Source organism: Laspinema olomoucense D3b (assembly GCF_025370785.1).
Lineage (GTDB): Bacteria > Cyanobacteriota > Cyanobacteriia > Cyanobacteriales > Laspinemataceae > Laspinema > Laspinema olomoucense.
In genome coordinates, this window is the sequence record NZ_JAMXFA010000058.1 from 1 (window position 1) to 24,391 (window position 24,391).

Annotated in this window: 14 protein-coding genes; 6 read left to right on the top strand and 8 right to left on the bottom strand. The window is 49.4% G+C overall.

Annotated features, from left to right (window positions below; translation table 11 throughout):
* Positions 1-280: 280 nt before the first annotated feature.
* From NG792_RS26595 to NG792_RS26625, 7 genes are all read right to left on the bottom strand, one after another.
* On the bottom strand, positions 281-1,729 hold the full coding sequence (locus NG792_RS26595; RefSeq protein ID WP_261237437.1) for a HAMP domain-containing methyl-accepting chemotaxis protein: 1,449 nt from the start codon (positions 1,727-1,729) through the stop codon (positions 281-283).
* A gap of 472 nt (positions 1,730-2,201) precedes the next feature.
* Positions 2,202-3,527 (bottom strand): methyl-accepting chemotaxis protein, encoded by a 1,326-nt coding sequence (locus tag NG792_RS26600; RefSeq protein ID WP_261201606.1) that lies wholly within the window; start codon positions 3,525-3,527, stop codon positions 2,202-2,204.
* Between the two features lie 254 nt (positions 3,528-3,781).
* Positions 3,782-4,840: a chemotaxis protein CheW gene (locus NG792_RS26605; RefSeq protein WP_261237439.1), complete on the bottom strand. Its 1,059-nt coding sequence runs from the start codon at positions 4,838-4,840 to the stop codon at positions 3,782-3,784.
* 11 nt (positions 4,841-4,851) lie between these two features.
* Positions 4,852-6,426: a CheR family methyltransferase gene (locus tag NG792_RS26610; protein ID WP_261237441.1), complete on the bottom strand. Its 1,575-nt coding sequence runs from the start codon at positions 6,424-6,426 to the stop codon at positions 4,852-4,854.
* Positions 6,427-6,986: 560 nt separating this feature from the next.
* The gene (locus NG792_RS26615; protein ID WP_261237442.1) at positions 6,987-8,342 is read right to left on the bottom strand and encodes a response regulator; all 1,356 of its coding nucleotides are present in this window, start codon (positions 8,340-8,342) and stop codon (positions 6,987-6,989) included.
* Positions 8,343-8,529: 187 nt separating this feature from the next.
* The gene (locus NG792_RS26620) at positions 8,530-10,683 is read right to left on the bottom strand and encodes a lytic transglycosylase domain-containing protein (RefSeq protein ID WP_261237443.1); all 2,154 of its coding nucleotides are present in this window, start codon (positions 10,681-10,683) and stop codon (positions 8,530-8,532) included.
* Positions 10,684-10,880: 197 nt separating this feature from the next.
* The gene (locus NG792_RS26625) at positions 10,881-12,002 is read right to left on the bottom strand and encodes a class I SAM-dependent methyltransferase (protein ID WP_261201611.1); all 1,122 of its coding nucleotides are present in this window, start codon (positions 12,000-12,002) and stop codon (positions 10,881-10,883) included.
* 363 nt (positions 12,003-12,365) lie between these two features.
* Here NG792_RS26625 and NG792_RS26630 point away from each other — a divergent pair, with 363 nt between their 5' ends.
* Positions 12,366-13,844 (top strand): leucyl aminopeptidase, encoded by a 1,479-nt coding sequence (locus NG792_RS26630; RefSeq protein ID WP_261237444.1) that lies wholly within the window; start codon positions 12,366-12,368, stop codon positions 13,842-13,844.
* 906 nt (positions 13,845-14,750) lie between these two features.
* A complete protein-coding gene (locus NG792_RS26635; protein ID WP_261237445.1) occupies positions 14,751-16,475 on the top strand; it encodes a glycoside hydrolase family 5 protein in 1,725 nt (574 codons plus the stop codon).
* A 299-nt stretch (positions 16,476-16,774) separates the two neighbouring features.
* Here NG792_RS26635 and NG792_RS26640 read toward each other — a convergent pair whose 3' ends face one another.
* A complete protein-coding gene (locus NG792_RS26640) occupies positions 16,775-18,856 on the bottom strand; it encodes an S-layer homology domain-containing protein (RefSeq protein WP_261237446.1) in 2,082 nt (693 codons plus the stop codon).
* A gap of 582 nt (positions 18,857-19,438) precedes the next feature.
* Between NG792_RS26640 and NG792_RS26645 the strand changes: the two genes are divergently transcribed.
* From NG792_RS26645 to NG792_RS26660, 4 genes are all read left to right on the top strand, one after another.
* Positions 19,439-20,545, top strand: a complete 1,107-nt coding sequence (locus NG792_RS26645; RefSeq protein WP_261237447.1) for an ABC transporter ATP-binding protein — start codon at positions 19,439-19,441, stop codon at positions 20,543-20,545.
* On the top strand, positions 20,546-21,358 hold the full coding sequence (locus NG792_RS26650) for an ABC transporter permease (protein ID WP_261237449.1): 813 nt from the start codon (positions 20,546-20,548) through the stop codon (positions 21,356-21,358).
* A 166-nt stretch (positions 21,359-21,524) separates the two neighbouring features.
* Positions 21,525-23,318: a GldG family protein gene (locus tag NG792_RS26655; RefSeq protein WP_261237450.1), complete on the top strand. Its 1,794-nt coding sequence runs from the start codon at positions 21,525-21,527 to the stop codon at positions 23,316-23,318.
* A 25-nt stretch (positions 23,319-23,343) separates the two neighbouring features.
* On the top strand, positions 23,344-24,201 hold the full coding sequence (locus tag NG792_RS26660; RefSeq protein ID WP_261237451.1) for a DUF4340 domain-containing protein: 858 nt from the start codon (positions 23,344-23,346) through the stop codon (positions 24,199-24,201).
* The last annotated feature ends 190 nt before the right edge of the window (positions 24,202-24,391 follow it).

Genomic DNA, 24,391 nt, shown 5'->3' on the forward strand with positions numbered 1-24,391 from the left:
CACTGTAGTGGAGTCGAGCAGGTAAATACACATTTGCTCGGTCTTGTCAAGCCTTTTTACTGAACCGACGCCCTAGGAATAAGGACCCTGAGAACCCAGTGACCCTGAGCAAATAACGAGAGTTGATTAGAGTAAGAGTCAAGTGGCGACCCGCTGAATTGAATGAAGTTTCACGGAATGAAGGGGATTACGACACCAGACAAGGGGACTCTAAGTTAATCAGAAAGACGCTGTATTGAGAACTAGGAGCCTGTTTATATTCCAGGTTTGGAGTAGATTGTTAAACCACGGACTTGAGATGCAAAGCTGCTTCTTTGAGTCGTTGGGTACCAATTTTGACTTGAGTGATCCCCGAGGCACTTTGGCAAGCACCTTGATCTAGATCCTTCATAGCACAGAGAACTTGTTGGATAGCAGTGGCTTGTTCTTTGCTCTTGAGAGAGATTTCCGAGACATTGACTGCAACTTGATTAATGGCATTTCGCACCCCTTCAAAGGTGGCGGCAGTTTCTCCAACGATGCGGATCCCTTCAGCGACGCTTTCGGAACTTTCGCCACTGGCGAGGACGGTGGATTTGAGGGCTTTTTCGATGTCGGTAACGAGAAGATTGATTTTTTCGGCAGATCGATGACTTTGATCGGCTAATTTGCGAATTTCTGTGGCAACGACGCCAAAGCCTTTCCCTTGTTCTCCGGCGCGGACTGCTTCTACGGCAGCATTGAGAGCGAGGACGCGGGTTTGAGTGGCTAAATCGCTAACAAGCTGGGCGATCGCCCCAATTTGAGTAGCGCGTTGGCTCAATTCATCCACCCGCGATTGCACCACCCCTACGGTTTGATTGAGTTTGGCCATTTCCTCCAGGGTGCGATCGACAGCTTGAGTCCCGGATCCGGTAAGGCTTAGGGCTTGTTTGGCCCCAGTCGCTGATGCGATCGCTTGATGGGCCGCGTGAGCGGCAGACTGATTTAATTGTTCCATTACAATACTGGTTTGATGCACCGCTCCAGCTTGCTGCTGGGCAATCTGCTCCTGTTCTGTGGTAGCGCTGGCAATCTGAGTGGAGGTGCTCGCCAGAGTATTGATGATATCCCTCAGGGTAGCGGCGATCGCTCCTCGGATAATCGCAAAACCCAGGGGTGAACCAATCAACAAAGCCAGGGACAACAAGGGAATAAACACAATTTGCGTGCGTTGGTACACCTCCGCTGCTTTTTCGCGCTCTTGTTTGGCAATTTTCAACTGTAAATTAATCAACTCATTGATTTTCTCCGTGAGCGGGTCAATCACTTCATAGAGATAGCCATTAAATTCGCTGACAACAGCCCCGTTCCCAGTCTGTAAACCCACTTGCAGACGAGCAATATCGCGATCGGCACGAACGAACAATTGCTCCACTTCCCGAATAAGGCTGATTTCCTCAAGGGTCAGTTGAGTCCCTTTATAAGCCTCCCAGTTCACTTCTATCCGATTCACAGCGGTTCTCACCGATTGCAACGCCTCTTCCATCGTCCACAAACCTGCATCAGCCTTATTCACCGCATCAATCACAGAAATTCCGTAATCATCAGAAATTACCTTTAACTGCTGTAAAGGCACGACGCGATCATCATAAATGGTTCCAACTTGTCGGTCGATATTGGCAAAAGAAATTAGGGAATAAATCCCTAACCAGGCCAAACACAGGGTAGGAATCGCGAATCCTATATAGAGCTTTCGCCCTAACTTCATATTTTTATTCCTCAAATTGGGTGATGCGCTGAGGCACTGTTGAATCGGCACTCAGCAACGGTTCACCGGATAATTCTGGTTTTACCTTAGCCTCAACTCAATTGTTGTGCCTCGGTCCAGTGTATCAAGTGATACCTAAGTCTAATCTTTCCCGTTTCGATGCTGGATAGGTTTAAAGGTTCCTGGGATGGTTAGCTGCTTCTGGAGGCACTCAGTCCAGGTTGAAACTGCGTCCATACCGCAGGGGTCTGAAGAAACAACGGATAGGCTTTTTGGGTGTAACTAAAAATTTACATTTGTAATTACATTTTGACAAGAGAGAAAACCGAGTTTTAAAAACAATGCGATCGCCACCTATTCCAGGCCGCATCAAGATACACCCCGATTCACCGCTAAGAACCAGCAATCACCAGTGACGGCGAGGGCGTGAAGGGGAAAAACCCAGTAGAAATGCTCCCAGCCCAGACCTAAATTATAAAAGTTCAAACAACTGATGAGCGTCACGGTTGAGTTGTTGAAGGCGGATTTTAGTTTCGCTTAGAGTCTGAACCGTTTCTCGGGCGGTGTGATAGGGAGAATCCAGGGCCTCGAACACTTGTTGAATCGCCGTAGCTTGCTGCTGGCTTGTCTTAGAAATAGCCCGAGTTTGGGTAGCCAGTTCACCGATCGCACTCCAGATTGGTTCTACATTTTGCTCCGGTTCTTCCAGTTCCATGGGAACAGAATGGGGTTCAATTTCTAGTTGAGTGACCAGGGTATTCACTTGCTTGGCCGATTTTTGGGTTTCCGTGGCTAAAGTTCGCATTTTCGTCGCCACCGCATCCAGACAGTGACATTCCAATCCAGGGCGCTGGGACTCAACCCCGGCATGAAGCGCTAACAGATTGGTTTGAGTAGCTAAATCGGTCACCCGATGAGTAAGTCCATAGATTTTGCCGAGATGCCCTCTCAAAGAGAGCATTTTATCTTCTATCTGGGCGACTTGAACCTGGGTAGACTCGGTTTCTTGAGCATGAAGACCAGCGGATTGAGTTAAGCTTTCCAGGACGGCGCTCGTTTGACTCAAGCCCTCAGCTTGGTGACTCAAAAGGGTTTCACTCACTAAGATGTTATGGGTGATTTCTTTAGCGGTAGATTGAAGGGAAAGCAGGGGATGGGCGATCGCCTCCACGATTCGATAAGTCCAGGCGGTAGAAATCGCCAGGGTGAACAGGACTAAAACCCCACTCCCCACCCACACCCACTCCTTTAATGCCATGATCGCAATATGAGTACCTTCGCCCTTAGACAGTTGAAGCTGGTTCTGAACCGCCAGAAAATCATCCAAAGCTTGAGTGATTTCCAGGGAAAGATTGTGACTTTCAGCCGCCGCAAAAGCCCGAATAGCTTGGTCTCTTTTTTGAGTTTGTGTTAAAGTCATCAAATAGCGATTCAAGCTATCGATTTGATTTCCTAACTCTTTAATTCTATCTAAGCGAATTTGCAAATCGGGGTTTTCAAGCTGGAGATCGAGAAATTCAAGAGAGTCTTCAAATAATTGAGATTTTTTTTCATATTCAATTAAAAAATCAACTTCGGGATTCACTAAAAAGCTGGCACTATAACGCTGCATCTGGGAAAGGCCAGAAACCATGCGTTCCGAATTATCCAGGATTTGTTGTCCTGCCGCATCGGTATCCAGTTTTTGTTGGAGGGTCTGGGTCTGGCAAGACACAACTGCCGCAAAGCCAAGGGACAGCAATAACGGCACTGAATATCCCAGTAAAATACGGGTTTTTAGTTTTAACGGGTTCAACATAGGTCCGTCGGTGCAACCAACAAAACATCTTGCTCACCATTCATTCGTTAAACCCGCGAATCCAGAATTCAGAAGGAAGAATATTCGATTAAAACTCACAGCACAGGGGGATTTGAAGAAAACTCATCCTGGGGGTTTGGGGGCCTCTTGTCCCCCGCTCGCTTTTGCACCGCGTCAGGGTTCTGTCCCCGAGTCTCCCTCCAGAGTGTTCTGTATCTCACCGAGTCCGGGACTCACCCCGACTCCAGAACCGATTAGGGTTCTTCATTGACCTCTAATTCTCCCTGGATAAGAATTTTAGGCAGATCGAGCAAACTCATCATTTTTTCCCGATAGGGTGCTGTACCCCGGAGGTATTCATCATTGGCAGAGTGAATGGCGGCAGGTACCGGGGCAATTTTGGACGGGTGCAGATACATGACGTCGCACACTTCCTGGATAGCAATTCCGGCAACGAGTTCATCAATATGAACAACCATCACCTTAGTGCCGCCTATGGCACGGGTGATGGGGAGGTTTAAGCTTTCCCGAATATCGATTAAGGTAACAATTTCACCCCGGAGGTTCATGTTACCGATGATGCGACTGGGACAGCAGGGGATGGGGGTGATGTCGCGAATGTCTGTAAATTCCCGGACCACATTCAGATCCAGACCGAAATATTCATCGTTTAACCCAATCACGGCGATCGGCATCAATCCGGTAAAATCTTCGCCTTCGCTGAGTTTCATTAAATTCTCGGCCCGCTCTTGGAAGAGGGCCATGTCTTCCGGCGTGGCATGGGGACAGAATCGGCGGTCTTTCTGAACGGAGGTCCCGGAACCGGGTATTTCTGTACCGTTGAGTTCAAAAGGTGGGGTTTCTGGAGAACCGGAATATTCAATTAATTGTTCGGGGTTGAGCAACATTACCAATTCTCCAAGGTTTTTGGCGACCCCGGTGATGTAATGGTGGGAGGGACTGCCGTTTTGTCGTCCATAAGCAATTTGGGGGGCGATCGCCTCCAAGGGAATGTCTTGCACTTCATGAACTTGGTTGACAATCAGCCCTATTTTGACGGTTTGCCACTCGATGACGATGATGCTATCCGTAATCTGGTAATCGAGCGATCGCTGAAAGAACCGTAAGTTTAAATCCATCACGGGTAAAACTTCTCCCCGCAGATTTACCACCCCCACAATGTCCCGAGGTGCTTCATCGATGGGAGTTAATGCTGGTAAGAAAAAAATTTCTTGCACTGCCTGGGTCGTTACCCCATACCTTGACCCATTTAAGCTAAATATTAAAAAAGAGTGATGTTCGCTCACGTTCATGTTCTCCCGCTTTAGTCCTGAGTTCCAAGGCTTTTTATCAGATATTCTTTTAATTCACTTAAAGTCATCTTTTCGGCATATTCCGCCGAATAATCTTTTGGTAATGTCTCTAAGATATCTAAGGCGGTTTTCCGCATTTTAGTGGCTCTTTTTAGGTCGGATTCTCGTTCATAAATAGCGGCTAGTTCCAGGTAAGCTGATATAGAAAGGGGAGCGAGATAAAGAATTCGCTTTAACCAATATTTAGCCCGGTCTAAGTCTCCTTTTTCTTCAGCAATATGAGCCATGATGTAGTAAGGTTGAACCGACATCGCATCAATGGAGATAGCTTGTTGACAATACCGTTCCGCTTGGCGATAGTTTCCTAAGTTAGCATAAATTTTAGCAATCAGATAATAGGCTTGAAAATGTCGAGGCTGCAATTTAACGATATGTTGGAAGGTCTGGAGGGATTCGTCTAAACGGTCTGCTTTAAAGAGAGTCTCAGCCTTTTGCAACAGGAGACTGACCTCAGAGTTTTTAAGGCTCAGGTCGGAGGAAGAGGTGCTGGACTGATAGAGTGGCGGTGGGTTTTTATGTCGGTTTACTTTGTGCTTGAGTGGATCTAATTTCCTAGAGGTGGCGATCCCCGAGGAAGAGGGTAAGGGGAAGGAGGAAGGAAGGTTATACCCTTGATAGGGAGAAACCGGGATATTGACAGAAGAGTTATCTCGGCGTTGATAAACTACAGACTGAGCAAAAACTTTCGGAGTCAACTCGGTCAAGTTCTGCCCGTGAAGTTCAGCATGAGCCGTCATCAAGTATCCACCGGGTCGGAGGGTTTTGGCAAATTTTTGGGAAATTTCACCTATCACCGGGGATTCAAAATAGACAAAGACATTTCGACAAATAATTAAATCTATCTCAGAGAGCTCGCCCGTCAAATCGGGAAAGCGATCGCGCGCTAAATTCCCCACCCGAAATGTGACTAAGCGGCGATATTTTTCTTCTAATTTCCATTGGTTCTTGCGTTGCTGGAAATATTGGGGCAGACGCTCGGGTTCTACCATCCGAAATGACCAAGGGCTGTATAGTCCTTGTTTTGCTTGAGCAATCGACTCGTGATTGATATCGGTTCCTAAGATAAAAAGATTCCAGTTTTCCCAGTCGGGAATGAGTTGGGTGACCAAAATAGCTAAAGAGTAGGGTTCCTCGCCGGTGGAACATCCCGCACTCCAAATCCGCAGGGAGGGTTTGGAGTTTCCCCGGGAGTTACTAACTTGTCGTTGATAAGCAATCAGTTCCGGTAGAAGGACATTTTCAAGGAGCCAAAATTGACCGCTATCTCGGAAAAAATAACTTTCACCCGTGGTTAAAAGGGTGATCAGTTCTCTCCATTCTCCGTGAGCGGCGATTCCTGAAAAGGTATTACTTTGGTCGATCCCTCCCTCTAGTAACTTATAATAATCTTCGGGGGAGGATAATTTAAGCGAGCGCATCCGAGACCCAAGTTTACGACATAAAGCCTCTTGGTCTTGAGTCCTGATTCGCAAACCCGTATAGTTAGCAATCAGTTGGACAAAAAGTTGTATTAAAACTTCACTCATTTATTTATAGAAACCTTGAGACGCCAGCTAGGGGTGTAAAACTCAGTCTGAAGAAAGGCGAATACCAGGAATGGGAGGAAACCGGGGTGTTTATGGGTTAGCATTCCTCAAAACTGGTTCAGGGGCGCGATCGCAACGGAACGCCGGGGTGGGTTGCCATCGCCTTCGATTCAAATAAACCCATTCCCATTTTGCTTTAGATCGGCTCGGAGGAACACACAGAAGATGCAATCGACCGAGGAAGTATCATACCAAATCGGCTACTCCTCGGGAAAAACTCGCACCCTCAAGGGTGGAGCGTTTGCCGACAATGCTGCCTAGGCAGCGTTATAGAGAAAAACGACTTTTTACCACCAGATTTGGGAGCAGTTAACTAATCACCCTATTCATTGTTATAGCCGTTTTCTGAGGATTCGTGCCAGACCCAAATGGAGCCTGGAGGCGATCGCCAGTTGCGGATGCTGGGACCTGGGTCCATCAATCACCCTGTAGCACACCAGAAACCCTGAAGTTGAGGGGGACACCGGCAATTCAAAGAGCGAAGCACCCTGGGGAGTCCGTTATGCCAACGCCGGAAAACCCATGTCCGAGAGGGGGTTCGGGCGATCGGAGCCTTTCAGGTATTTTTCAACCATTTGCAGCACCTTTTCCGCCTGGGGGGGCTTACTGAGAAAATCTGAAGCCCCATTTAATTTGGCCCTGGTGCGGTCAATAATGCCATCCTGACTGGTGAGAATAACAATCGGGGTCTCGCGAAATAGATTACTTTGACGTAAAAAATTGCACAGATTATAGCCATTTGTCTGGGGCATAACCAGATCTAAAAAGATAAAATCCGGCTTTTTCTCCGAGAGGATAGCTACCCCTTGCATAGGGTCCTGAATGGCGATCGTATCGTAACCGGCAGGTTGGAGGATGCCAGCGAGGAGTTCGCAAACCAGGGGACTATCATCAATACAAGCAATCAAGGGTTTTTTGGGGGCTACTGCCGCCCGAACGATGCGCCACTGTTCCAGAGGGGAAGGCCAATCGGAGACGGTTTGTAGAGAGATTTTACCTTGTTCTACGAAATGATGCAAAGTTCGGGTCACCCCAACGATGGATTGCTTGCGCTCGATCGCCAGGTCCCAAATCGTATTTTCACCGTTGAAGAGGGTATTGAGGGTCAAAAATGACTCGGAACTGACTTGTTGTTTGAGCTGGGTGGGATGGCTTAATACCGGGGACAAATCAGGGCTAATGTAGTGTAACCCGAGTTGTTCCCACTGTTCCCAGAGCTGTTCGGCTTTCTGAAACACCTGAGCCACATCCAAGGAGGATAAGGCGATATTGCTGGGTATCTGTAAAGACTCCAGGGAGAGGGGATGCCAATGGGTGCTAATTTTGGGATAGCTGGCTAGGTTAAATAAGGCTTCTAAGCTACTGGTGCGAATAAGCGCTTTGGCATGAGTAGGACTGAGCAGATGTTGCTCCATCCCCGGTTGGAGAAGTTGAAATTCCCAGGGTTCTCCCTCGGCCACATCTTGGGGATCGACCACAAACTTGGGGCAGTGTTGTCGCAACGCTCTGGACCACCGCCGGACCCGGTGAACACTTTCAGTAATGTAGAGTAACCGGCCCATGACTAGGTAAAATCGCCACTGGCGTTCCCCGGGACAGGGATTGGATGGGGGAGCCTTACCTTGGCGAACTGAGGGGGAAGCACTATCCCCTTTCGGGGTGGAGCGCTTTTTCCCCAGTGACTGATTCGGTCTCACCGGAAGGCGATCGCGAAGGGGGTTAGGCCCAGGCTCAGGGGGTTGGGAAGATCTAGTGTATTCTTGAGCTACAACCAGCCATATCCCCGTCACTTTTTGCTGCATTAGCGCGGCTAACTCACCAGCAATTTTTGCACAGCCTAAAGACTCCAATATCATAATTAGCCGCTCTTGAGTCGTTTTTTCATCACTAAGTTAGCCCGTTTTGAGGAGTTTGGACATCCGTATATTTCCCGATTCCGTCCCCTTGAAGACAGGGCGCGGCCCCCAACTTGTGTCCCTTGATTGTCAACCGGGGAATGGCTACGGGGTTTGGGGGGAGGACACCTCACGAACTGGGGGAAATTTATTGTCCGAGTTTCTTGGCAATTTCGGGGCTGTATAGCCGCAGATAATTCCAATAGTTCTCAAAAACGTGCTTGACGTAACCGTTTGTTTCGGGGAAAGGAATCTTGTCCACGAACTCATCAGGATCGTTGAATCCAAACTGCTCGATCCAGGCGGCTACATTACTGGGCCCGGCATTGTAACTCGCCACGGCTAACATAGAGTTATCTTTATACTGACCGTGAGTAAAATCTAGATACCAAGTCCCGATTTTAATATTATCCTCCGGGTTTTCTAGATTGTGATTTTTGAGACCCATGCTTTGGGCTGCCCAGGACCCGGTCTCGGGCATGACTTGCATCAACCCGACTGCACCGACTGCAGAGCGAATTTTTGGCATAAATCGGGACTCTTGGCGCATTAATGCCGTCACCAGCAAAGGATTCATTTTTTGTTCTTTAGAGGCTTTCTGGATCAAGTCAGCATAAGGGAAGGGATAAAGTGCTTCCCAATAATGAGGTTTGACCTTGATTTGTTTGTACTGCTCTTGGTCCTCGGCTTTGTCTCGATCCCTTAGACTGGACAACATAAAAATTCCATCCAGATTATCTCCAACCCCGAGGCGAATCAACCCATCGGTGAACTGCTCAGGGACTGAGGGTTCGCGGCGATTGGTAAATTCGACCTGCCAGAGGGTCCAGGCATCTTGATCTTGGCCGAGGAGGTAGAGTTCTTTGAGGACATCGGAACCGGCGGGGATCTCAACCCGTTCAGTTTGACCGACGATCGCCGGAGTCAGCCCACGGACATTGGTGAAGTCACCCACATCCCATCCTAACAACACGGCAGATCGCCACGCATAGTAGGATTCGGTATAGTTAAACAAAATATCTTCGTAGGTTTGGCGAGCTTCCTTGCTCAACCCCAGGCGCTGCGCCCATTTTCCAGCCCAAAACCCGGCTTCTGGAGCGAGTTCATTATCGGGGTTTTCCTGACGGAGTTCCAAAGCCCACTTCCGCGCTTCGTCAAATTTGTTAATCGCTACACTTTGTTGAGCTAAACTCCATCGCAGTTCGGCGGCTCCTTTGGAATTGCTATACTCACTGAGCACCCTGTCCCGCGCTTCTTTAGCGGCACTGCGGCTACCCAGTTCATCGAGGACTTTGGAGCGGGCGAACAAGGCTTCTCCGGCTTTGTTGGGGAAGCGGTTAATTAGTTCGTCAATATAAGTCAGGGCTTCTTTGGGTTCCACCAGGGTGATCAGTCGTTCTAACCCCATGCTGGCTTCTTCGCTATCGGGAAAGTCTACGAAGAGTCGTTTGTAGGCTAATATGGCCCCGCTGTTATCTCCGGAAAGCTGACGTCCTCGGGCCAGACGATAAGCGCTCTGGGGGTTCCAGGTAGCGGAAGCGTAGGCTTCCCCTCCTTTGCCATAGTCTTGTTTTTCCCAATAGCCAAAGGCGATCGCTTCCCAATTTTCTGGGGTGAGGCGATCGCGATGTTGACGGGTCAGTTTTTCGAGATAGGATTTGTAATTCTCCAGGTAAAAGCCGTGGTTGGCGATCGGCAATAATAAATCCAGGCGATTCGGATTTCCTTTTAAACGGGTTTGAGCGATTTCCATACTCTTGGGGTGAGCCGGGAATTTCTCCAGGGCCTGGTCCCAATATTGGGGGGAGCTTGCACCCAAGGCGTAGAGTGCTTCAACCACCACCGCCGACTCGGGATGCTTCTCTAGCAATTCTGTCCAAGTTTCCTGCGCTTGGGCAGAATTATTGCTCAGTTCATAAGCCTGAGCCCGTTTAAACAAAATGTAGGGGGCGAGCAGCCCATAGTCCTCTTCTAAATCTTGGAGCCATTCCAGGGCCTGTGCTGCCTGCCCTTGTTCGAGTAAATCGTTGGCTAACATATAACGAGCTTGGGCGCGATCGAGACCCTTCCCATTCCTCGCCAACTGCTCTAACTGACTGGATCTTTGCTCCGCAGGCATCAGCGCCAAAGGTTTCACCGCAGACTGGTGACTTAGCTTTCCCCCGAGGTTGAGCATTTCTGGAGTCTTCTGACTCCATTCGATCCATTTATTCATGGGTACAGCAGCACCGATTAACAAAATCCATAGCCCGATGCCAACGGCTATCGTTACTTTGTTGGATCTTTGCTTTTTTTTAAACATCAAGTTTCCCCCTCCCTGAGCTGCAACAGCCTTATTTTAATTTTTTCCTTGAGAATTTGGCGGGTCGAGCCAACTGAGTTGACCCGACAACGAGTCTATCTAGGGGTCGTCAAACTGGGGTGGGTGCGATTAAGCTCAACTCATGCTTCTCACTCCTCCAGAGCTTTCTCTAGCTCCAGGGCGATCGCAATAAGCTCTTATTTGCGCCGACACAGAACCCACCGTAACTCCACTGGCGGGGTCGCCGCAAACGGAAAAATATTCCGCCCCGTTGCCCAACTGATAAACCACCAGGTTGGGGGCCATGCTTCCGAGGGCAGATGAGCTTGCTCATACTCATATACCGACTCTTCCGAAAGGATTTCCAGAGGGAGTCCTGCCATAGCCGACCTCAGTTCGTCATGGGTGAGCAGGTAGCACCAGACAACCTCGGCCATTTGACGCACGCTTTCGTCCGGTTGGTACCCATCCAGGGGTAAGAAGACATTAAACAGTAACAATCCACCGCTTTCTAGTCCCGCACATAATTTGGCCAGCAGGATGCGAACCTGATTGATATTGCGGAAGTGGGAAATCACTTCCGAAACCACAGCTAACTTATAGTAACTCGTCGGTAAATTCAGCTTGGGGTCGAGAATATTGCCCTGGAAAATCCGCACCGGCAAGGCTTCACTCTGAGCAGTGGCTAAAAGTTTCTGGGCGAATACAGAGGTGAGTTCCACCGCATCCACTGGATGTCCTTGTCTGGCTAAGGGGAAGGTATTGCGCCCAGTCCCGGCACCGACATCGAGAATGGGGACTCGTTCCTTGTCCCTAAAGGTCGCAGCCACATCAATGATTTTCGCATCTGGATGAGGTCCAAATAAGGGACCGCTGCGATTTTTCACCCACCCATCATATTTTTCTTCTAGGGAGGATGTGTGGAGATTGGCGGTGATTTTTAATCCACTGGTCAACCCTTCTGTGGGACTGGGTGGACTAAATTTGACGCTCAGACGGGCATGGGGTGAGGCCCGAAATCCCTCCGCCAAATGGGTGGACAAGGCGGTTCTCAGGGACTTAATTTGTTCATCGCTGAGGGTTTGCCCAAGCCCTTTCATCACTCCGATGACCAGATTCAGATGCTCATCGATCATTGCAGGGATGCAAGGCATCACCACTTCCCCCATCGCCCCAGTCAGGTTTTTTAATTTGTGTCGCAGGGCCTGCGCTAACAGATCCGGATCCCGCACGGGTTCAGTTTGAGATACGGAGAGGGAGGGGGGATTCGTTCGCGTCGATAACGGTTCTGCTCTCTGTTTAGAGGCTTCGGAAACCACAGCTCATGCTCCTAGTTTACGGTCCAAAAATAGAAATTCAATTCCAGGTTACTATGTCTGACAAGACTTAGACAAAGAAACCCAGATTTGGCGGAAAATTTAGGGCGAATATTAGACCTGTTGCAAAATATTGGAGAGATCCCCCCAACCCCCCTTGCTAAGGGGGGCTTTTTAGAATTTGGCAAGAAGTCTATTATATAACCTGTCTAATCCTCAGAGGATTCCTGGCCGGGAAGGCGATCGCCAGGGGAGTTAGGGGACTATTTTCCTGACAGGGTGCAACCTCTGTAACCCCTCTGTGGAAACGTCAATCTCGATCCATACTGGTATTGTTGCGAAGTATTACATTATTCAGGACTAGGAATGGAATTTCAAGGTATAGAAACGCCACGGTTGGACTGGTCTGGAGACGCCTTAGCCATTGGGGTGTTTGAAGAGGCCACTGAGATCACGGGAGAATTAGGTCAGCTCAATGACAAGCTAGGCGGGACGATCGCCGAACTGATCGCTGAGGTGGAGTTCAAAGGCAAGGACAATAGTACCGCCGTGACTCGGGTCGGGGGTGGCAGTGCCATCCGCAAGATTATTTTGGTGGGTTTAGGCAAGTCCGAGTCCCTCAGTGTTGATAGTTTGAGACGTGCCGCCGGGACTGCCGCCAAGGTGGCGAGTAAAGAAAAGTGCAAAACCCTGGGGATTGATCTCCCGGTGTGGAATCATGACGCGGATACCACGGCCCAGGCGATCGCAGAAGGGATAGAATTAGCCCTGTTTAAGGATTTGCGCTTTAAGTCGGACCCAGAAGAAACGGGATCGCGACTGGAACGAGTGGAATTGCTCGGTTTGGCCGATCGCCAAGCTGCGATTACCCGAGGTTTACAAATTTCTAGTGGGGTGAATTTAGCCCGGGAGTTGGCGGCGGCCCCCTCCAATGTGGTTACGCCGATGTCAATGGCTGAAACAGCGGAGGAATTGGCGGCTGAATATGGTTTGGACCTGGAAATCCTGGAACAGGAAGATTGTAAAAACCTGGGAATGGGTGCGTTTCTCGGGGTGGCGCAAGCGTCGGAAATGCCCCCGAAATTTATCCATTTGACCTACAAACCCCAAGGGACACCCCGGCGTAAATTGGCGATCGTCGGTAAGGGTTTGACGTTTGACTCGGGGGGGCTGAATATTAAGCCCACCGGCAGTGGCATCGAAATGATGAAGACGGATATGGCGGGTTCTGCTGCGACGTTTGGTGCGGCGAAGGCGATCGGTCAATTAAAACCCGATGTGGAGGTCCACTTCATCACAGCGGTGACGGAGAATATGATTAGTGGTCGGGCTATGCACCCGGGAGATATCCTCACCGCCTCTAATGGTAAAACCATTGAGGTGAATAATACCGATGCGGAAGGGCGGTTAACCTTGGCCGATGCTTTGGTGTTTACGGAAAAACTGGGGGTCGATGCGATCGTGGATTTAGCTACCCTCACAGGAGCCTGTGTAGTTGCCCTCGGTAATGATATTGCCGGGTTATGGAGTACGGATGAAGGGTTAGCGAGTCAGTTGCTCACCGCTTCCCAAACCGCTGGAGAAAAGTTCTGGCAGTTACCAATGGAAGAGTCCTATTTTGAAGGATTGAAGTCCCTGCACGCGGATATGAAAAATACAGGGCCGCGTCCCGGTGGCTCGATTACTGCGGCACTCTTCCTCAAGCAATTTGTGGAGAAAACGCCTTGGGCGCATTTAGATATTGCAGGGCCGGTTTGGACGGAAAAAGATAAGGGGTATAACAGTGCTGGAGCAACGGGTTTCGGGGTCCGCACCCTGGTCAATTGGGTACTGAATCCGGCTTAGTCGGTTCCGGACTATTCGGGTTAGAAACTCCCGATTCCTCATGAGACCCTCATCGGAGAAATCTGGTTTTTGGGCGTCAGTCTGGTTAGAACTCTAAAACCCGGGTAAAGATGCGAAATTATGCGTCTTTACCCGGGTTTTGCCCATAATTGGCCAGTCATCTTCCTGGGAATTGTTGGGCGATCGCTCCAGTTCTGAGGAGTATAAAATTTTCTCACTTGCCGCCACCGAGTTCAATCAGTTGTCTCTACTGTTCCAGGATCGAACTCCCGAACACTAGGATCCATTCATGCTCAGTGGGAACGAGCCGCTTATAACTTCCTGGATTCCCAAAAATTCCTCCATTCCCCACAAAATCGTCAGGAATAGGTCTAAAGTTAGAGAGTAAGTTCATTGCAATGAACGCTTCTATCTCTACAGATATATTACCCTCTCCTGAAAATTTCTGAAACAGTAGCCATGACTGGGCAAATCTAAATAGAAACACTAACTGGATGATGAATTAGAATGCTCATTTGTGCCAATAATTCCTCTACCTAAAGGCAGTAATCTTAACGCATCAAGGTAAAACTTTGGCAAAGAAAATATAAAGTTTTAAAGAATTTTCTCTGATGAGGGATATTTTCTTTCAAAAATCATTTAAAGTCGCTTTAGTTAGTGCCTTCCCTTGGATATAAGCGGAAAATAACAAAACTTTTGAATCCAAAAGCTTTGACGGCAACTTAAATCAATTTGTTGCTGGATGAAACTTAGGATTTACATGACTTAAGAAAGTGATATCCCTTTTTTAGAGAATGAACAGGATAGCCCCCTATCTCCAGAGCGCTCTCTATTAACTCACTTCCGCCGAGGGTTATGGCACACAGAGCATTCAACTACGGGTGACATCTACTACCAAGAGGTTTTATGAATTCAGGCAAACTCTTACAGTTTTTCGCCTTAGCTGGCTTGACGATCAGTTCGTTTTCCCTTGCTACAGCGAGTCCAGCTCATGCTGATTTAACCACATCCAGCCTCCCCTTGAGGGAAAATCCCCTAGAAACCCGATTCGATCGCCTCAACCGGGGGATCAACTTAAGTCACTGGTTTGCCCAAAGTGAGACTTACAATTCGTTTCACATGGAAAACTTTATCAGCGATGATGACCTGGATTTGCTGACGGGTTTGGGATTCCAGCACGTTCGCCTGCCGCTAGATCCGGCTCTTCTGATGGACCGGAGCAATCCCGAATCACTCAATGTAGAATATTTGGGATACTTAGACTCAGCCCTCGATCGCATCCTGGAACGAGATTTGGGCGTCATTGTAGATCTGCAAGCTAACGATGAGTTTAAAGAATATTTGGCTAGGGATGATGAGTTTGTTGATACATTTGCCCAATTTTCGGGCGCATTAGCACAACATCTCAGCCCCCGGGATCCCGATTTCCTGTTTTTAGAAGTGCTCAATGAGCCCTCTTTTAACTTCTTTGCACCGGAATATATCGATCCCGTCACACGATGGGATTGGGTTCAGGGGAAGATTTTAGGTGCATTTCGTGCCGGTGCGCCTGAGCATACAGCGATCGCCACGGGATATGATTGGAGCGGTATTGACGGATTGCGCAAGCTCACTCCGGTTGCCGATCCCAATGTGGTCTACAATTTCCACTTTTACGAACCGATGACCTTTACCCATCAAGGGGCCGACTGGATAGACGATCACTTTAATTTGGTTTGGGATCTACCCTATCCTTATAATCAAGTCGAATGTGATGCCGTGCTCCTGCGAATGACCGACGACGACTTACGGCAGGTGGCCCAGTCCTATTGCGATGAACAGTGGAATGCCGATAAAATCAAAGCCCGGATTGGACTCGCTGCGGCATGGGCTACAGAACATAATGTTCGTCTGACGGCGAATGAGTTCGGCGTTTATCGAGGTTTCGTCAAGGAGAAAGACCGGGTCGCCTGGATTTATGATGTGCGAACGGCTTTGGAGGAATACGATATCGGCTGGGCGATGTGGGATTATACAGGGGGATTTGGCCTGTTTGACAAGGTGAATGAAGAACGTATCCTCAATCAAAGCATGGTAGAAGCCCTAGGACTCTCAATGGTGGATATAGTTATAGATACAAAAGACCCAGAGGAAACTGAGGACACGGAAGAGGTGGCTATTCTTGACCCGATTGTGATTCCTCCGGTGGTGAGTGAGGAGACAGAAGAGAGTGACCCGGTTGTGATTCCTCCGGTGGTGAGTGAGGAGACAGAAGAGAGTGATCCGGTTGTGATTCCTCCGATGGAGGGTGAGGATACGGAAGAGAGTGATCCAGTTGTGATTCCTCCGGTGGAGGGTGAGGATACGGAAGAGGAAGAGGTGGCGATTCTTGACCCGGTTGTGATTCCTCCGGTGGAAAGTGAAGAGACAGCAGAGGAAGAGGTGGATAACATATTCCCGGGGGTTGTCATTGCGCCGGTGGAGAGGGAGAATATGGAGCCAGTTGTCATTATTAACCCGGAGGTGATTCCTCCGGTGGTGACGGATGAAGGGGAGACTACCCGTAAGATTCCCGAACCTTCTGCGATCGCGGGATTACTCCTATTAGGTGTTTCGGGTTTGCGAATGAAACGCCGCTATGGTAAAAAATAACAAGCCATGACAGGACCTGACCGTGATCCCTGAGCTTCAACGGGAAAAAGGGTGGGCCGAAGCCCACCCCCCAAGGAGTTAGAAGAAGTGCCAGGAGTAAATGAAGACCGAGGTGGAGTGATACCAAATCCGGTTGTTAAAAGGCGGTTTTCGCTCTTTAGCCCGCGTAGGCGGGCTACCCTTCGGGAAGCCGCTAGCGCGTCTACGTCCGTATAGACCCACCCTTGAGGGTGTGGGTTTTTATAGACCTATCACAACCGGATTTAATATGAATCGCTCCACCCTTGGTGCTAAACTACTTACGCGGAGAGGATATATTGAGAGTCGATCGCCGCAATTTTACCGGCATTGACTAAGGCTTGATAAATCATCACCGCGACTTCGGCGCGGGTGGCATCGCGAGTGGGTTCGAGTTTGTCGGGGCTCGGATAGCTGACAATTAATTCCTTCAGGAGGGCAGTTGCCACTTCCTCCTTAGCATAGTCGGGAATGGTGGTGCGATCGCTAAATTTCGTTAAGCTCTCTAAAGTCCCACCGGATAACCCGAGTCCATTGACCAGAGAAACAATCACCTGGGCGCGCTGGACATTTTCAGCAGGCTTGAAGGTGTTATCTGGGAAGCCGGAGATAAATCCGCTCTTATAGGCGGTTTGGACCGCGACGTAGCCCCAGAAATCTTCAGCAACATCTTTAAAAGTGGCTGCATCCCGTTTAACTGGGGGATTTAAGGCTTTCGTGACTAAGGCGGCATACTGGGCCCGGGTCATTTTGTCATTGGGCTTGAAGGTGCCGTCAGGATAGCCCCCGACTGCCCCGGCGTTGTATAAGCCGAGAATAAACGGTGCGGCCCAGTGACCAGCAATATCGCTCAAAGGCTGGGCTTTGACATTGGCGGCTACGATGTGAGAGGAAGGAATCGCGGTAGCGAGTCCTTTGACAACTAAGCCTTGGTAAATAATAGCCGCGACTTCAGCCCGGGTGATTTCCCGCATCGGATTGAGTTCTTTGACGTTGGGATAATTCACCACCATCCCTTTTTCGGTGGCGATCGCCACGGCATTGGTCGCATAGCTGGGGATTTGAGCGCGATCGGTGTAATATCCGAGGGTCGCTGCATCACCGTTACTGAGTTTCAAACCACTGGCTAAAGAAACCAGCGCCTGTACCCGAGTCAAATTGTCATTGGGGCGGAAAGTCACATCAGGGAACCCGGCAATAAAGCCCATGCGGTTGGCTTTGACGATCGCATCTTTGCCCCAGAAATCACTGGCGACATCGGTAAAGTTCGTGGTGGTACTACTCAAGGTTTCATTAAACGCTTTCGCCACGATCGCCGCATATTGAGCGCGAGTCAGCTTCTCTTCTGGCTTATATGTGCCATCGGGGAACCCAGCAATTAAGCCTTTTCCGACCATTGCGGTGATAAAAGGTGCTGCCCAATGACCGGCAATATCTTTTAAGCTGGTAGGTTTCTCCGGCTCGGGATCAGAACCCGGGCCCTCGGGAACGGGAACACTGCTGACGACAAAATCGATATCACCTTTGACCGTCGTCGCACTCAGGGTATTGCCGATACTGAGGATTTTCTGGGTACTGGCATTTTGGACGTCATACTGCCCGTTCGTTTTAATCGTGTTACCGGCAGGATCTGCGCTTGTCCCTAGGTCCACTTTGGCGTTATTGGTAACGGTGATGCCGTCTTGCTCGTTCTTTTCGATGATATTGTTGCGAAGAACGGGAGCAGCCTCACCATTAATGACTATCCCAGTGCGATTTTCCAGAATCTGGTTATCTTTCAGCAACGGCGCTGACTGATAGCCGATGGTTAAGCCAAAGCCAGTTTTTTGAAACAGGTTGCCTCGCACTTCCCCTTTGGCATTGTCAACGAATGACATTCCGTTGCCCGTATTCTCGGCGAAGACGTTGGTGATGATGGTGGGTTTAGCAATACCGCTGGCGAAGACGCCTTCGCGACTGGACTTAGATAAGGTGCTATTGGCGAGGGTGGCGGAGACGCCGTGGATCCACACCCCGACCCCAGAAGTCCCGGGGTTCGTGACCGTAACGCCGCGCACTTGTGCCCCTTCCTCCAGATACATAGTGATGTTCTGGCTGGGCCAATTGCCCATCGTCTTTGTACCACCCCCTTGGATGATGATGGTTTTCCCTTTAGTGGCTTCATCACCAACAATGGTCACTCCAGCTTTGACAACGAGGGGGAATTTTTCCCCTGATGTTGCGGTATAGGAGCCGTTGGCTAACTTGATTGTGGTGCCGGAGGTGGATTTAACCAAGGCTGCGGCAAGGGTTTTCAAAGGAGCCAGTTGGCTACCGGCAGCAGAATCGTTTCCATTGATGGGATCGACGTAAAATGTAGCCATAATTGATGAGAATTCCTGAGTATTTGCTGGTAAAAACCGGGTCACACCAAGGGAAATGGGGGCGGTTTCCTGGGCATTAGATAGGGTTTGGATAGAGCACCCAGCGGTTGGTAATTGCACCGATCGCCGGAAAGGGTGGTAGGTGATGAAGCCCAAGCCCGTTACATCGTCCTTGGTCGTCCGATTATGTTTACACTGTACGAAGCGCTTTCTGGAGGATAGGGAGAATGACGGTCACAAGTGGAATTGGCACAACGGTTGTTTTCGCCCCGTGCAAGGGTTAATCGGCTTTTTGGGTGAGGGGGTATGACACTCTCCTGATTGTCCCTTGTAACAAGCTATTCTATAGGGTGACTTTCGGCACTTTGGCCCCCCGGTCTGTGACGAATTCACCCCACTGCAATGGGTTTCAACCCAGGGGAAATCTGCGGACGGTCTTCTTAAAGCGGATTAAAACCCCGAGGAATTGGCGATGAGGGCCATAAGTATCGGTTCTTCCCTTGGAGGTGGGGGTCTTACCGAGGGGGAATATCTTGTCTATTATTAATCATTGGTTAGAAAAAACGCGCACAATATCCGTTCATGATTGAAGTTGAGCATCTGAGCAAAATTTATGGCTCGACACCAGCCATTCAGGATGTCACCTTTACGGTGGAGCCTGGGGAAATTTTAGGATTTCTCGGTCCTAATGGTGCAGGCAAAACCACGACGATGCGGATTTTGGCGGGGTATTTACCAGCCAATAGCGGCACCGCCAAGGTGGCAGGTTATGAGGTCCATGAAGATTCGATGGCAGTGCGGCAACGGATTGGCTATCTGCCAGAGACGCCTCCTTTATATCCCGATATGACGGTGGAGGGATTTTTGCATTTTGTGGCGCGACTGAAGCAGGTGCGCCCGGGCGATCGCCCAGAACGGGTAAACTGGGCGCTCAAGCGCTGCAATCTGGAAGAAAAGCGCTCGGTTCTAATTCGCAAGCTCTCCAAGGGGTTTCGGCAACGGGTGGGGATTGCTCAGGCGATCGTCCATGACCCCCCGGTGATTATTTTGGATGAACCGACGGTGGGTTTGGATCCGCGCCAAATCATTGAGGTGCGGAATCTGATTAAAAGTTTGGCGGGAGACCATACGATTATTTTGTCTACCCATATTTTGCCGGAAGTCAGCATGACTTGTAGCCGCGTGGCGATTATTAATCGGGGTCAAGTGGTGGCAACGGGTTCCCCCGAGGAGTTGATGGTGCAACTCACGGGGGGGGCTTCCTATGAATTGGAAGGGGAGATGGCAGAACCTCTGGCTGAGGTTGAAGAGGGGGATCATTTTCTCAAAACCCTCGAAGAATTGCCCGCAGTGCGATCGGCTGAATGGGTTTCGGATCAGAAGTTGCCCCCCTCTCGGCGCAAGATTCGGGCGATCGCTGAACCCGGGATGGAACCCGGTCCCGAGATTATTACTAAGTTGGTGACGAGGGGATTCCGGGTGCATGAGATGCGACGCACCCAAGCTAGTCTGGAAGATCTATTTTTGCAACTGACTACCGAGGAAATTATTGCTGAGTCAGATGTGGAGTCGGATTTGGTGCTTTCCGGTGGATCTGTGCCGGAGGACACTGCTCAAGAGGCGATCGCAGATGCTGAGGTGATTGAAGAAGCAGAAACCGAACAAGAAAAAGAAGGAGAGGAAAACTAAATGGGAACGATTGTTGCCAATATTGTGGCGATTTATCGCAAGGAGCTCCAGAGTTATTTCATCTCCCCTTTAGCCTATTTAATTGCCGGTTTTTTTTGGTTCATTTCTGGCTTGTTTTTTGTGGCTATGTTGCTCGGCGATGAGGGTTTGATTCAACAAGTGGCGATGATGGATGCCCAAGGACAACAGATGGGAATTCCGATTCCCCCCTTCGATGTTCCTTACGAATTCTTACAACAATTTTTGCAAACCATTGGTTCCCTCTCTTTATTCATCCTACCGATGTTGTCGATGGGACTGTATGCGGAAGAACGCAAGCGCGGAACCTTGGAATTGTTAGCAACTTCTCCGATCACGAACTGGGCGGTAGCGACAGGGAAACTCCTGGGCGTCGTGACGTTTTATATCACGATGATTCTGCCGTTAATGGTCCTGCAAATCATCGCCCTGAATGCAGCTAACCCACCGATGCCGCTGGCAGTTCCCCTGCTGGCCCATTTTGGCTTAATTTTGTTAGCTACTACGGTTCTTTCCCTGGGAATGTTTATTTCCTCGTTGACCGATAGTACAATTTTAGCGGCTATCCTCACCTTTGTGCTGGTGCTGTTTCTCTGGGCGATCGATGTGGTTGCTCAAGCCATTGGCGGACCTGTCGGCACGGTTTTAGAGCATTTATCGATTCTCAAACATTACACCAACTTGATTCGCGGCACTTTGGATACGAGTAGTATCATTCTATTAGGCAGTTATGTGGTTTTGGGAATTTTTCTCACGGCTCAGTCTATTGATGCTTTGCGCTTCCAACGGAGTTAACCTCTCTAATTTCAACCCTTAGAATTGCTGGATTACTTCCGGGTATTCTCTGAAACTTTTAAGGGGAAAGAGGGAAGTTAGAACTGCAATAATTGACTCGCTCTTTCTCAAAGAATAATGATAAAAAACTCCTGCCCACACACCCGTTAATTGCTTTTCCCTAACCATGAAAACCATTGAAAAAAAGCCCCGAGGCTTGACCAAGTATTTCAAATATGCAGTCTATTTGGGACTGTTTCTGACGATTGGCGGTGCTATTCCCGGATTTCTGACGGGATGGCAACCTGTGACTACTGGACTGGTGATTGCAGGTGTCACGGTCCTAGTTTTATGGCTGTTGTGGATGCTGACTAATGCTGAAGGTGGATGGAATCCGCGATCGGCACAAGCGGGGACTAATGCCTTCGTGGCAACGGCATCGGTTCTGGTGATTTTAGGGCTAATTAATTTTCTAGGGGTTCGCTATACAGAACGCTTTGATTTAACGGAAAATCAGCGCTTTACCTTGGCTCCACAAAGCCAACAATTGGTGCGAAATCTGCCTCAACCTGTTAAAGTTTGGGTTTTCGCGGGGGAACCTGAACGCGGGGATCTGGAATTACTGGAAAATTATCGCAGCCAAGCGCCCGATCTGTTTGATTTCCAATATGTGGATCCTTCAAAGCAACCCACGGTGGCGCGGCAATTTGGGGTTCAAAGTTTTGGTGAGGTTTATCTGACATCGGAGGATGGCACCAGGCAGCAATTTGTGCAGACGGTGAGTTCTGCTTCGTCCCTCTCGGAAGCTCGGCTAACGAGTAGTTTAGAGCAGTTTACGAGCGATCGCGTTTACAAGGTATATTTGCTCCAAGGTCATGGAGAACGTTCTTTAGAAGCGGGAAGAGGTGCTATCTCTCAAGCGGTTGCCAGCTTGAAGGACAAAAATTTTTTGGTAGAACCCCTCAACTTGGCGCGATTGCCTCGGGTCCCCCCCGATGCCGCAGTGGTGGTGATTGCCGGACCCAGACAACCGTTATTTCCCCAGGAAGTTCAAGCTTTACGAACCTATCTGCAACAAGGTGGGAGCCTATTTGTGGCGATCGATCCGGATACCAATACCGGACTGGATCCGCTGTTGAAGGAGTGGGGAATCCAACTGGATAAAACGATTGCGATCGATAGTTCCGGTAGTGGTGGACTGGTCGGATTAGGCCCTGCGGCCCCTTTAATTACGAATTATGGAGATCATCCCATTGTCCGCGACTTTCAAGGGGGTTATTCGTTCTATCCCTTAGCGCGTCCCCTGCTGCTGAGTGATGTGGAGGGGGTCAAGAGTACGCCTCTGCTGCTGACTGGGGAGCAAAGTTGGGCGGAGTCCACTCCAGAAAATCCGGACTTGAAGTTCGATCCTCAAGGCGATCGCCCCGGACCCCTCCCCTTGGGAGTTGCTAAGACAAGAGCGATCGCCACGGACACTCCAACTCCAGAAACAGCAACTCCAGAACCAACAACTCCAGAACCAACAACTCCAGAAGCAGAAACGGACGAAGCAACGAGTCCAGAAGCAGAAACGGACGAAACAGCAACTCCAGAAACAGCAACTCCAGAAACAGCAACTCCAGAAACAGCAACTCCAGAAACAGCAACTCCAGAAGCAGCAACTCCAGAAACAACAACTCCAGAAACAGCAACTCCAGAAACAACGGCGGAAAGGGAAGCTCGACTTGTTGTGATTGGTAACTCAGAATTTGCGATTGATGGGAACTTTCAATTGCAACTAAATGGAGATGTTTTCCTCAATTCTGTAAGCTGGTTAAGCAAACAAAATGAGCAAACCTTATCCATTCGGCCTAAAACTGTTCTGAATCGCCGGATCTCGATGACTCCGCAAGAAGCTCAACAGTTAGCTTGGGCTGCTGTGGGATTTTTACCCTTATTTGGATTGCTGACTGCGGCCATTTTCTGGTGGAAACGACGTTAGATCGAAAGAGCGAACGACAAAAAAGATGAAATTTCAACGGTCTACTTTACTGCTGTTATTCCTGGCGGTCAGCTTCACAGGTGCGGTTTACTTTTATGAGGTGAATGTCGTGCCATCCCAGGAAGCGGCCCAGGAAAGTCAGAAGCAAATTTTTACCTTTCAAGAAGACCAGGTAAAATCTTTTGTGCTGACGACTGAGGAAAGAATATTACGCTTTCAACGGGGGGCGATCGCAGAAACTAGAGAACCGGGTGAACCCCTTTGGATTATGGAAGTCATCGAAAATACACCAGATCCGGTAGAAACCCTTTCTCCTCAAACACCAGGAACCACAGAAACAACAGAAACAACAGAAACAACAGAAACAGCAGAAACAACAGAAACAACAGAAACAACAGAAACAACAGAAACACCGGAATCGGCTCCGGCGACCCCTTCGATTCCCGCAACCTATCCTGCTAATGAAGCGTATGTTGCCTTTTTGTTGAATGAATTAGTTAGAGGAAAAAGCGAGCGCGTTCTGAGCGCCACCCCCCAACAAATTAGAGATTATGGGTTAGAAAAACCCCAGGCAACCATTGACATTACCCTCAGAACCGGAGAAACTTATCAACTGGTTGTGGGTAATCGTGACTTTACCGGCAGCAATCTTTACGCTCAAGTCGATCCCCGCCGAGGTACTCTCACTGCTCAACCTGTTTTATTACTCTCAACTAACTTAGAAAATGCAGTCGATCGCCCCCTAGAAGAATGGATTCAAACTCCCCAAGAAAGTATCGAACAAAATCGGACCGTTCCTGAACCTTTACCCCAAGAAGGAGAGAATCAGCAACCACCCCTCCCCGACCCTTCCCAGCAACCAGCACCAATAGCTCCCCAATAAAAATACCACCACCTCCGGTCCCCTCTTGTCCCCTCCCCTGATTCTTGGGGAGGGTTAGGGTGGGGTCCCTCCGCCACCTCCGGTCCCCTCTTGTCCCCTCCCCAAGAATCAGGGGAGGGTTAGGGTGGGGTCCCTCAACTGATAATGCGTCAATCCTGTGTCACGTTACCCGGATATTCAGAGTGTATTA

Bases quoted from the DNA above. Each gene is read 5' to 3' on its own strand.
- NG792_RS26610 (WP_261237441.1), bottom strand. From the start codon at position 6,426: ATGAGTGAAGTTTTAATACAACTTTTTGTCCAACTGATTGCTAACTAT.
- NG792_RS26635 (WP_261237445.1), top strand. From the start codon at position 14,751: ATGAATTCAGGCAAACTCTTACAGTTTTTCGCCTTAGCTGGCTTGACG.
- NG792_RS26600 (WP_261201606.1), bottom strand. From the start codon at position 3,527: ATGTTGAACCCGTTAAAACTAAAAACCCGTATTTTACTGGGATATTCA.
- NG792_RS26605 (WP_261237439.1), bottom strand. From the start codon at position 4,840: ATGAACGTGAGCGAACATCACTCTTTTTTAATATTTAGCTTAAATGGG.
- NG792_RS26595 (WP_261237437.1), bottom strand. From the start codon at position 1,729: ATGAAGTTAGGGCGAAAGCTCTATATAGGATTCGCGATTCCTACCCTG.
- NG792_RS26630 (WP_261237444.1), top strand. From the start codon at position 12,366: ATGGAATTTCAAGGTATAGAAACGCCACGGTTGGACTGGTCTGGAGAC.
- NG792_RS26650 (WP_261237449.1), top strand. From the start codon at position 20,546: ATGGGAACGATTGTTGCCAATATTGTGGCGATTTATCGCAAGGAGCTC.
- NG792_RS26645 (WP_261237447.1), top strand. From the start codon at position 19,439: ATGATTGAAGTTGAGCATCTGAGCAAAATTTATGGCTCGACACCAGCC.
- NG792_RS26640 (WP_261237446.1), bottom strand. From the start codon at position 18,856: ATGGCTACATTTTACGTCGATCCCATCAATGGAAACGATTCTGCTGCC.
- NG792_RS26660 (WP_261237451.1), top strand. From the start codon at position 23,344: ATGAAATTTCAACGGTCTACTTTACTGCTGTTATTCCTGGCGGTCAGC.
- NG792_RS26655 (WP_261237450.1), top strand. From the start codon at position 21,525: ATGAAAACCATTGAAAAAAAGCCCCGAGGCTTGACCAAGTATTTCAAA.
- NG792_RS26620 (WP_261237443.1), bottom strand. From the start codon at position 10,683: ATGTTTAAAAAAAAGCAAAGATCCAACAAAGTAACGATAGCCGTTGGC.
- NG792_RS26615 (WP_261237442.1), bottom strand. From the start codon at position 8,342: ATGATATTGGAGTCTTTAGGCTGTGCAAAAATTGCTGGTGAGTTAGCC.